The organism is Streptomyces sp. SM10 (assembly GCF_002910915.1).
In the GTDB taxonomy this organism is placed as follows: Bacteria; Actinomycetota; Actinomycetes; order Streptomycetales; family Streptomycetaceae; genus Streptomyces.
On the sequence record NZ_NEUF01000095.1, the window covers coordinates 20,587 to 29,225 of the forward strand.

General features: G+C 72.8%; 8 protein-coding genes. 3 read left to right on the top strand and 5 right to left on the bottom strand.

From position 1 onward, the window contains the following. Nucleotides 1-10: 10 nt before the first annotated feature. Together B9S57_RS14045 and B9S57_RS14050 are read right to left on the bottom strand one after the other, a co-directional pair. Nucleotides 11-1,540 carry an amino acid permease gene (locus B9S57_RS14045; protein WP_103515905.1) on the bottom strand — a complete coding sequence of 510 codons (1,530 nt, stop codon included), beginning with the start codon at nt 1,538-1,540 and terminating at the stop codon, nt 11-13. A 108-nt stretch (nt 1,541-1,648) separates the two neighbouring features. Next, on the bottom strand, nt 1,649-2,656 hold the full coding sequence (locus B9S57_RS14050) for a hypothetical protein (protein WP_103515906.1): 1,008 nt from the start codon (nt 2,654-2,656) through the stop codon (nt 1,649-1,651). Nucleotides 2,657-3,029: 373 nt separating this feature from the next. Here B9S57_RS14050 and B9S57_RS14055 point away from each other — a divergent pair, with 373 nt between their 5' ends. Genes B9S57_RS14055 through B9S57_RS14065 form a run of 3 tightly spaced genes read left to right on the top strand, consistent with a single transcriptional unit; the run spans nt 3,030 to nt 7,146 of the window. Next, the gene (locus B9S57_RS14055) at nt 3,030-4,463 is read left to right on the top strand and encodes an FGGY family carbohydrate kinase (RefSeq protein WP_103515907.1); all 1,434 of its coding nucleotides are present in this window, start codon (nt 3,030-3,032) and stop codon (nt 4,461-4,463) included. Beyond that, nucleotides 4,460-5,881 carry an FAD-dependent oxidoreductase gene (locus tag B9S57_RS14060; protein ID WP_103515908.1) on the top strand — a complete coding sequence of 474 codons (1,422 nt, stop codon included), beginning with the start codon at nt 4,460-4,462 and terminating at the stop codon, nt 5,879-5,881. The genes B9S57_RS14055 and B9S57_RS14060 overlap by 4 nt, the downstream gene beginning before the upstream one ends. Further along, nucleotides 5,878-7,146 carry an FAD-dependent oxidoreductase gene (locus tag B9S57_RS14065; RefSeq protein WP_103515909.1) on the top strand — a complete coding sequence of 423 codons (1,269 nt, stop codon included), beginning with the start codon at nt 5,878-5,880 and terminating at the stop codon, nt 7,144-7,146. The genes B9S57_RS14060 and B9S57_RS14065 overlap by 4 nt, the downstream gene beginning before the upstream one ends. A gap of 45 nt (nt 7,147-7,191) precedes the next feature. Here the strand turns inward: B9S57_RS14065 and B9S57_RS14070 are convergent, their stop codons facing one another. From B9S57_RS14070 to B9S57_RS14080, 3 genes are all read right to left on the bottom strand, one after another. Next, nucleotides 7,192-7,557 carry a hypothetical protein gene (locus tag B9S57_RS14070; RefSeq protein ID WP_103515910.1) on the bottom strand — a complete coding sequence of 122 codons (366 nt, stop codon included), beginning with the start codon at nt 7,555-7,557 and terminating at the stop codon, nt 7,192-7,194. 61 nt (nt 7,558-7,618) lie between these two features. After that, on the bottom strand, nt 7,619-8,041 hold the full coding sequence (locus tag B9S57_RS14075; protein WP_103515911.1) for a DUF350 domain-containing protein: 423 nt from the start codon (nt 8,039-8,041) through the stop codon (nt 7,619-7,621). Between the two features lie 111 nt (nt 8,042-8,152). Then, on the bottom strand, nt 8,153-8,639 hold a 487-nt coding region (locus tag B9S57_RS14080), incomplete at its 5' end, for a DUF309 domain-containing protein (protein WP_258036383.1).

Consider the following 8,639-nt stretch of genomic DNA (forward strand, 5'->3'; position numbering starts at 1 on the left):
GGGAGGACGGTCAGACGATGCCCTCGGCGATCTCGGCCTGCTCACGGGCGTTTCCGTACGCCGCCGGAGTGCTGTACGAGCGGCGCGCGACGAACCACCAGACCGTGGCCAGGACCAGGACGACGGCCAGGGCGATCGACGCGTAGTTCATCGAGTCGACGGTCACCGGCGAGGACTGCGGGAGCAGGAAGATCACCGTCACGACGGCGACCCACGCCACGGCGATCCAGCCGATCGGCTTCGACCAGCGACCCAGGTGCCAGGGGCCGCGCTCGAAGCGGTCCCCGGCGCGCAGCTTGAGATAGATCGGGATGGCGTACGCCGGAGTGATCCCGATGACGTTGATCGCCGTGACCGCCCCGTAGGCCGTGGCCGAGTACAGCGAGGGAACGGCCAGCAGGGCCGCGACGGCGACCGAGAGCCACACGGCGGGCACCGGTGTCTGCGTCCGGGCACTGACCCTGCGCCACAGCGCGGAGCCCGGCAGGGCGTTGTCGCGGCTGAACGCGAACACCATCCGGCTCGCCGCCGCCACCTCGGCGTTGCCGCAGAAGAGCTGGGCCGCGATGACGATCAGCAGCATGGCGGTGGCGCCGGCCGTACCCAGCGCGTCGATCAGGATCTGGGCCGGCGGGACCCCGGTCGCGCTGTTCTGGGCGCCCGCGTAGTCCTGGATGGCGAACGTCAGCCCGGCCAGCAGGACGAACCCGGCGATCCAGGAGACCCAGATGGCCCGGACGATGCCCTTGGCCGCCGTCACGGACGCGTTGGACGTCTCCTCGGACAGATGGGCGGAGGCGTCGTACCCGCAGAAGGTGTACTGCGCCAGCAGCAGACCGATCGCCGCCACGTAGACAGGGTTCTCCCAGCCCGTGCCGTTGACGAACTCGGTGAAGACGAACGACGGCGACTGGTGGTTCGAGGGCACGACCGCCAGAACCGTCACGATCACGGCGACACCGGCGAGGTGCCACCAGACGCTGACCGAGTTGAGCACGCTGACCAGACGGACACCGAAGAGATTCAGCGCGGCGTGCAGGAGCAGGATGCAGAGGAAGATCAGCATCGTGGAGCCCGGGGTGGGATCGAAGCCCCACTGGAGGTTGAGCAGAGCGCCCGTGAACAGCGCGGCGCCGTAGTCGATCCCGGCGATGGCCCCCAGCAGACCGAGGAGATTCAGCCACCCGGTGTACCAGCCCCACTTGCGGCCACCGAGCCGGTCGGCCATGTAGTACAGGGCCCCCGACGTCGGATAGGCGCTGGTGACCTCGGCCAGGGCCATGCCCACGCAGAGCACGAACAGGCCGACACCGGCCCAGCCCCAGAGCATCACGGCCGGGCCGCCGGTCGACATGCCGAAGCCGTACAGGGTCATGCAGCCGGAGAGGATCGAGATGACGGAGAAGCTGATCGCGAAGTTGCCGAAGCCGCCCATGCGACGGGCCAGCACCGGCTGGTAGCCGAGTTCGCGCAGCCGCTGCTCCTCGTCCTTCTGCGGTACGTGCTCCGTGCCCGACGGGGTCGAGGCGGATATGGACATGGAGATGACCTCCGGTGGGGGGATGAGGGGACGGGGACGTACGGGGGGTTCCGGCCGCCCGGTCTCGTGGTCCCTCCCCTGCGGTACGGGGGAGGGACCCGAGTCCGGTCAGCCGTGAGGCACTCTCCCGGGGGCCTGGCCGGCGGCCAGACAGCGGCTCCGGGCCCGGAGGAACACGTCCTCGGTCCCGGCCGGATCCCGGGGGGTGCGCGTGCGGTGGGCCCACGGGGCCGAGGTGTAGTAAGGCCCCATCGCCCGGAACACCGGAGCGGCCTCGGCGAACCGGAGCGAGCCCCACAACGCGTGGGCGAGATGGTTGAGATCGAGCAGGGACCGGGTGGCCGGCTCGGCCGAGGCGAACCAGACGCCCAGGGCCCGCCGGGCGTCACGCTCGCCGTCCTCGGTGACCCAGTGCAGGTCCAGCGCGTGGTCGCTGCCGTGCTCACGGCGGTAGCGCTCCACCCGCACGTACAGCGGCAGCACATGGAGCGCGGAGCCCTCCGGGGCGGACGAGGCCGCCCACTGGACGAAGTTGACCGCCTCGGAGAGCGAACCGCTCGACTGTCTCGCGTAGACGAACTGCAGCATCCGGTGGTACGCCTCGCGATTGAACGGATCGCGTCGGTCCGCCTCCGCGAGGAGTCCCCAGGGGCCGGGGAACAGCATGGGTCCCGGTGGCAGCAGCCGGTGCTCCTCCAGCCGCTGCCCTTCGTCGATCTGCGACAGTGCGAGCAGACAGACCCAGGGCACCGGGTCCTCGGGCGAGGCGTGGGCGGCGGAGCGGCACCCCTGCCACGCCTCCTGCCACAGCTCCTGGGCGCTCGGGCGCCTCTCCCGGTGGGCGCGGACGGCCCGTTCCACGGTGACCCGGGCGTGCATCACGGCCGCCGCGGCACTCCGCGGCTCCTCGGTCAGCCAGGCCTGCACCGTGTCCGAACCCGCGGCCACGGCCGCGAGCACCTGGGTCCGCTGGGTCCAGAGCGCCCAGTCCGGTGTGCTTTCCAGCAGATTCCGCATGGCGAGCCAACGGCCGGTACGCAGGTCCTGTAACGCCGCGCGCAGGTCGTGATCGTGTCCCGCGGGATGGTAGACCGGCCGGAAGTCACCTGCGGCCATGATGGCGCCCCGCCCCTGAGAACACGGAGGGGGCAGGGCGGCGAGCCGGGCACGGCGGCGCGGCGCAGATTCGTCTCGTCATGGATCCTCAAGGAGCGTGGGGGGTTGGGCAGTGCAGTCGTGAACACCTTTTGTTCATAGTCCGGTTGTCCACTCGGCGGTGAGTTTAGAGCCCCTGCGTCATCGGTCGGGCGACTCCGTGGATCTTACTCAAGTGACCTCGTGAAGCAGGACGTTGCTTCTCGTGCGTGGCTCCGGACCGGATGTTCCGGCGAGGGTTGACGCAGGACGTGGTCTGCATGACTGTGGGCCGGGGGACCAGATGATCACGATTCCGCCCGGGTCAGGGCGGCCCGCACGGTTGGAGCGTCGCTTGAGGGGACCGGTACTCGCCATCGACCAGGGGACCTCCGGCACGAAGGCGCTGGTGATCTGTCCCGAACGCGGGGTGATCGGTTCCGGTTCCTCGCCCGTGCGCCCGCGCCACGGGCCCCGGGGCCTCGTGGAGACCGACCCCGCCGAGCTGATCGGGTCGGTCCTCGAAGCCGGCCGGATGGCGGTGGCGGACGCCGCCGAACCCGTGGCGGCCGTCGGCCTGGCCAACCAGGGTGAGACCGTGCTGGCGTGGGACCCCGCGAACGGCCGGCCTCTCACCGGCGCCGTCGTCTGGCAGGACCGGCGCGCGGAAGGGATCTGCCGGGAACTCGCCGCACACGCCGAAGAGGTGAGGACGCTGACCGGGCTGCCGCTCGATCCGTACTTCGCCGCGCCCAAGATGGCCTGGATACGCCGCCAACTGACCCGGGAAGGGGTCGTGACCACCAGCGACTCCTGGCTCGTCCACCAGCTGACCGGGGCGTTCGTCACCGATGCGGCCACCGCGGGCCGCACCCAGCTGCTCGGCCTGCACGACGTCGCCTGGTCGTCCCGGGCCCTGGAGATCTTCGGCCTGTCCGACGAGCGGCTGCCCGCCGTCGTCGACTGTGCCGGGGCCGTCGGCACCACCACCGCGTTCGGCGGAGAGACTCCCCTGACGGGCCTCCTCGTCGACCAGCAGGCCGCGCTGCTGGCCCAGAACGCCCTGGAGCCCGGACAGGCCAAATGCACGTACGGCACCGGGGCGTTCCTCCTCGCCCAGACCGGCGGCCGGGCCAGCAGCGGCTCCAGCGGCCTGGTCAGCTGTGTCGCCTGGCGCCTCGGCGGGCGCACGGACTACTGCCTCGACGGCCAGGTCTACACGGCCGCCTCGGCCGTACGCTGGCTCACCGACCTCGGGGTGATCTCCGGAGCCACGGATCTCGACCCGGTGGGCGCCTCGGTCCCGGACACCGGCGGGGTCACCTTCGTCCCCGCGCTGGCGGGCCTCGCCGCCCCCTGGTGGCGGAGCGATCTGCGGGGCTCCGTGACCGGCCTCGGCCTCGACACCACCGCGGGCCACCTGGTCCGCGCCCTCTGCGAGGGCATCGCCGCACAGGTCGTCGCCCTGGCCGATGCCGTCGCCCGCGATCTCGGCGCGCCCCTCACCACCCTGCGGGTGGACGGCGGCCTGACCGGCTCCTCCCTGCTCATGCAGACCCAGGCGGACCTGCTGCAACGGCCCGTCGAGGTCTCGGCGCTGCCCGACGCGACGGCGCTGGGTGCCGGGGTCGTCGCCCGGCTCGGCCTCGACCCCCGGCTGACACCGAGCCGGGCGACGCCCGCGTGGCAGCCGTCCGCCGTGTACGAGCCACGGATCGCCCCGGAGGAGGCGGCCGAGCGCATCGCGGGCTTCCGGGCCGCGGTGGACAGCCTCCTGGAGCGCCCGTGACCGTGACCCTCACCACGGCCGGCCCGCTGACCCCGGACCAGGGCGCGGAGCACACGTACGACGTCACGGTCGTCGGCGCGGGTGTCGTGGGCGCGGCAACAGCCCGTGAACTGGCCCGCCACGATCTGCGCACCGCCCTGATCGACGCCGCCGACGACATCGGCAACGGCACGTCCAAGGCCAACACGGCGATCCTGCACACCGGCTTCGACGCCGTGCCCGGTTCGCTGGAGGCCCGCCTCGTCCGCGAAGGACACGAGCTCCTCTCCGCCTACGCGGCCGAGACCGGCATTCCCGTGGAGAGGGTCGGTGCACTCCTCGTGGCCTGGGACGAGGAGCAACTCGCCGCGCTGCCGGGACTGCGGGCCAAGGCCGAGCGCAACGGCTACCACGCGTCCCGCATCATCGGCGCCGGTGAACTCCGCGAGCGCGAACCGCATCTGGGTCCCGGCGCTCTGGGCGCGCTGGAGGTCCCCGACGAGAGCGTCATCTGCCCCTGGACCACCCCGCTCGCCTTCGCCACCCAGGCCGTCAGGGCCGGTGTCCACCTGCACCTGAACTGCCGGGTGGAGGGTGTCGACAGCGATTCCGGGGGGCACGTGCTGACCACTTCGCGCGGTCCGCTGCGCACCCGCCACCTCGTCAACGCCGCCGGGCTGCACGCCGACGAGATCGACCGGCTCCTCGGCCACGACGTGTTCACCGTGACCCCGCGGCGCGGCCAGCTCATCGTCTTCGACACGCTCGCCCGCGGCCTCGTCGGACACATCCTCCTGCCGGTCCCCGGCCCGGCGGGCAAGGGTGTCCTGGTCGCACCGACCGTCTTCGGCAACCTCCTCCTCGGCCCCACCGCCGAGGAACTCGACGACAAGACCGCCACCGGGTCCACCGCGGAGGGCCTTCGCCTCCTGCGCGAGAAGGGCCGCCGGATCGTCCCCGCACTCCTGGACGAGGAGGTCACCGCCGTCTACGCGGGCCTGCGCGCCGCCACCGGGCAGGAGGACTACCGCATCCAGGAGTACCCCGGCCTTCGCTACGTCGCCGTGGGCGGCATCCGCTCCACCGGCCTCACCGCATCCATGGCGATCGCACGCCACGTCATGGGGCTGCTCAGGGCCACCGGCCTGGAAGCCGGCGAGCCGCGCGAACTCCCGCCCCTGACGATGCCCAACCTCGGCGAGGCCTTCCTCCGGCCCTACCGGAGCGCCGGACTGATCGCCCGCGATCCGGCGTACGGCACCATCGTCTGCCACTGCGAACAGGTCACCCTCGGAGAGATCCGCGACGCGCTGTCCGCGACGATCCCGCCGCACTCCCTGGACGGCCTGCGCCGCCGCACCCGCGCCCGGGGCGGCCGGTGCCAGGGCTTCCACTGCGGTGCGGACGTCCGTGCCCTGTTCGAGGGGGACCGACCGTGACCGTGAGCGAACGCGAGACCGACGTCCTGATCGTCGGCGGGGGCCCGGCGGGTCTCGCGGCCGGAGCCGAACTCGCCGCGGCAGGCGCGGGACGCGTGGAGATCCTGGAACGCGAGCAGGAGGCGGGCGGCATCCCCCGCCACTGCCACCACGGCGGATTCGGCGGGCGCCTGGACCGCTCGGCATACGCCTGGGCCACGGCGACCGGGTCCGCGTACGCCGGAGGGACGACCGGCCCCGCCTACGCCCGGCACGGCGTGTCGGCGGCCGTGGGCGCGGGCGCGTCCCTGCGCACCGGCGTCACCGTGACGGGCTGGGCGGGACCCCGCACCGTCGAGACCACCGGACCCGCGGGGCTCGAAAGGATCACCGCGCGGGCCGTCGTCCTCGCCACCGGTGCCCGCGAACGCCCGCGCAGCGCCCGCCTGATCCCGGGGACCCGGCCGGCCGGCGTCTACACCACGGGAGAGCTCCAGCGCGCCGTCCACCTGTACGGACAGCGGATCGGCAGCAGGGCCGTCGTCGTGGGCGGCGAGCCCGTCCGCCACGCCGCCGTCGCCACCCTGCGCGCCGCGGGCGTCCACGTCGTCGCCGTGGTCACCGACCGGCCGCCCCCTCCCGTCCGTCTGCGGAGCCGGAGCGTCCCGCTGCTCACCTGCGCCACCATCACCGGACTCACCGGCAGGAAACGGCTCTCCGGGGTGGAGCTGCGCCACGACGACGGGCGTACCACCACGCTGCCCTGCGACACCGTCGTCCTGACCGGTGACTTCGTCCCCGACCACGAACTCGCCCGGCGAGGTGGGCTCCACCTCGACCCCGGCACCCTGGGCCCCGCGTACGACGCCGCGTTCCGCACCTCGCGGCCGGGCGTCTTCGCCGTCGGGAACCTGCTGCACGCCGTCGAGCGGGCGGGGTTCGCGGCCCAGGAGGGCCGGGCCGCGGCGGTACCCGTGCTGCACCACCTGGCCGGAACCGGGGATCCCGGAGGAGGCGGACGACGCCTGGTCGTCGACGCCCCCCTCCGCTGGATCGCCCCCAACGTGACGGGACCGGACGGTGCCCGCCCGCCGGGGGACCGGTTCGTGCTGCGCACCGCGCGGCGACTGCCGCGTCCGCTGCTCGTCGTGTCGCAGAACGGACGGGAACTCCACCGGCAGCGGATCCTGTTGCCGGCGGTGCCGGGGCGGCCGTTCGCTCTCGCCGCCGACTGGCTCGACCGGGTCGACGCGCACGGCGCGCCCGTACGGATCAGCGCGTCGTGACCGCCGCGGAGGGGATCCGGAGGGGGCCGGCCGGCGGGGGAGCGGTCAGGGAATCAGCAGCCAGTCCGCGCCGACGGCCGCCACCAGGCCCACCCCCAGCAGCCAGCTGCCGAGCCGTGTACGGCCGTTCCTGCTGAGCTCGATCACCACGCCGCACAGGATGAGCGCGAGCCCGTACACGCCGACGACCAGCACCGACGATCGGCTCGCTATCCGCAGGGCCAGGACGACCGCCATCGCCGCCATGCCCACCGACGAGAGGACGATCCGCAGCCGCCGCGCCTGACGTGGCGTGAGTCTCTGCTCCTGCGCGGCGGGCCCGGGTATCTCCTCGGGGCTCTCCACCTGCTCCGCGTCCCGCTCGCGGGCCTGCTCTTGTTCCTGTTCCTGGTCCTGGTCAGAAGTGCTCATGACGCCGGATCGTAATGGCTGCGCACCGCCGGGTTCACCGGACCGCGGGATCACCGCGTGATCAGGCGATCGACGCCGACACGATCGCGGACACCGCGAGGTTGCAGGACGCCGTCACCCACACCGCCGGGTGCGGCTCGCGCTCGACCAGCGTGGCCCCCAGCTTCCCGGGCGTGACCAGGTCCACGACGAGGAAGGCCACGGCCATCATGAGCAGCCCGAGCAGCCCGAACGCGGCCGTGGAGGCGAGTCCCTTGCCGAAGTCCTCGTACGTCGTCCAGATCGACGTGAACACGATGCCGCCGATGCCCAGCAGAGCCGAACTCAGGAGCAGCGCGGCGTTGCGGTTGCGCTCCTCCCATATCTGGCGGCCGAGCTTGCCCGGGGTCAGGGCGTCGACGAGGAATATGCCGAGCACGAGCAGTACGACGCCGAGGGCCCCGTACGCGGTGGCACGGCCAAGGCCGTTGATGATGTCGGTCATCCGGGCGTCCGTCTCAGAGCGTGATCGATGTGTGGAAGAGCAAGAAGAGCAACATGACAGACGCGATCAACACGCTGTCAGGAAAGTGCAAAACATATCGCATTCATGTGCTCACTCCCCGGCCCGGTCCCCGGGCCGCAACCGTGGGGCCTCCGCGGCCGCGTCCACGGCCGGAACGTCCCCTGCGGCCCCGTCCCCGGCGCCTCCCTGCGCGGCCTTGGGCTCCGCCGGGTCCACCCGGTCCGCCAGCTCCCGCGCCCAGCCGATGAGTCCGTCCACACCGATCCCGTGGCGGCCGGACCCGCGGAACCCCTCGACGGCGGTGGCACCCCGCCGCAACAACCGCGCTCCGCCTGCCGCGTTGCCCCGTGCCGAGTGGGTCAGCCCCACCGCCATCTGCGCGAGGCCCCGCCACAGCTCGCGCTCCTCGTCCGGCCCCGACTTCCAGGCGTCCTCGAACACCTCGTGGGCGTGGAACGGCATGCCCGCGTCCAGCAGCCGCTGAGCCTCGCGCACCGTCTCGTCGGCCGAGCGGACCACGCCCTCGGGCTGGCGCTCCACCCCCGGACTCCCGTACGGCAGGGGGCGCCCCAGCCCG

Excerpts from the sequence above, each read along its gene's own strand:
- B9S57_RS14045 (WP_103515905.1), bottom strand. The coding sequence starts at position 1,540 with ATGTCCATATCCGCCTCGACCCCGTCGGGCACGGAGCACGTACCGCAG.
- B9S57_RS14050 (WP_103515906.1), bottom strand. The coding sequence starts at position 2,656 with ATGGCCGCAGGTGACTTCCGGCCGGTCTACCATCCCGCGGGACACGAT.
- B9S57_RS14070 (WP_103515910.1), bottom strand. The coding sequence starts at position 7,557 with ATGAGCACTTCTGACCAGGACCAGGAACAGGAACAAGAGCAGGCCCGC.
- B9S57_RS14075 (WP_103515911.1), bottom strand. The coding sequence starts at position 8,041 with ATGACCGACATCATCAACGGCCTTGGCCGTGCCACCGCGTACGGGGCC.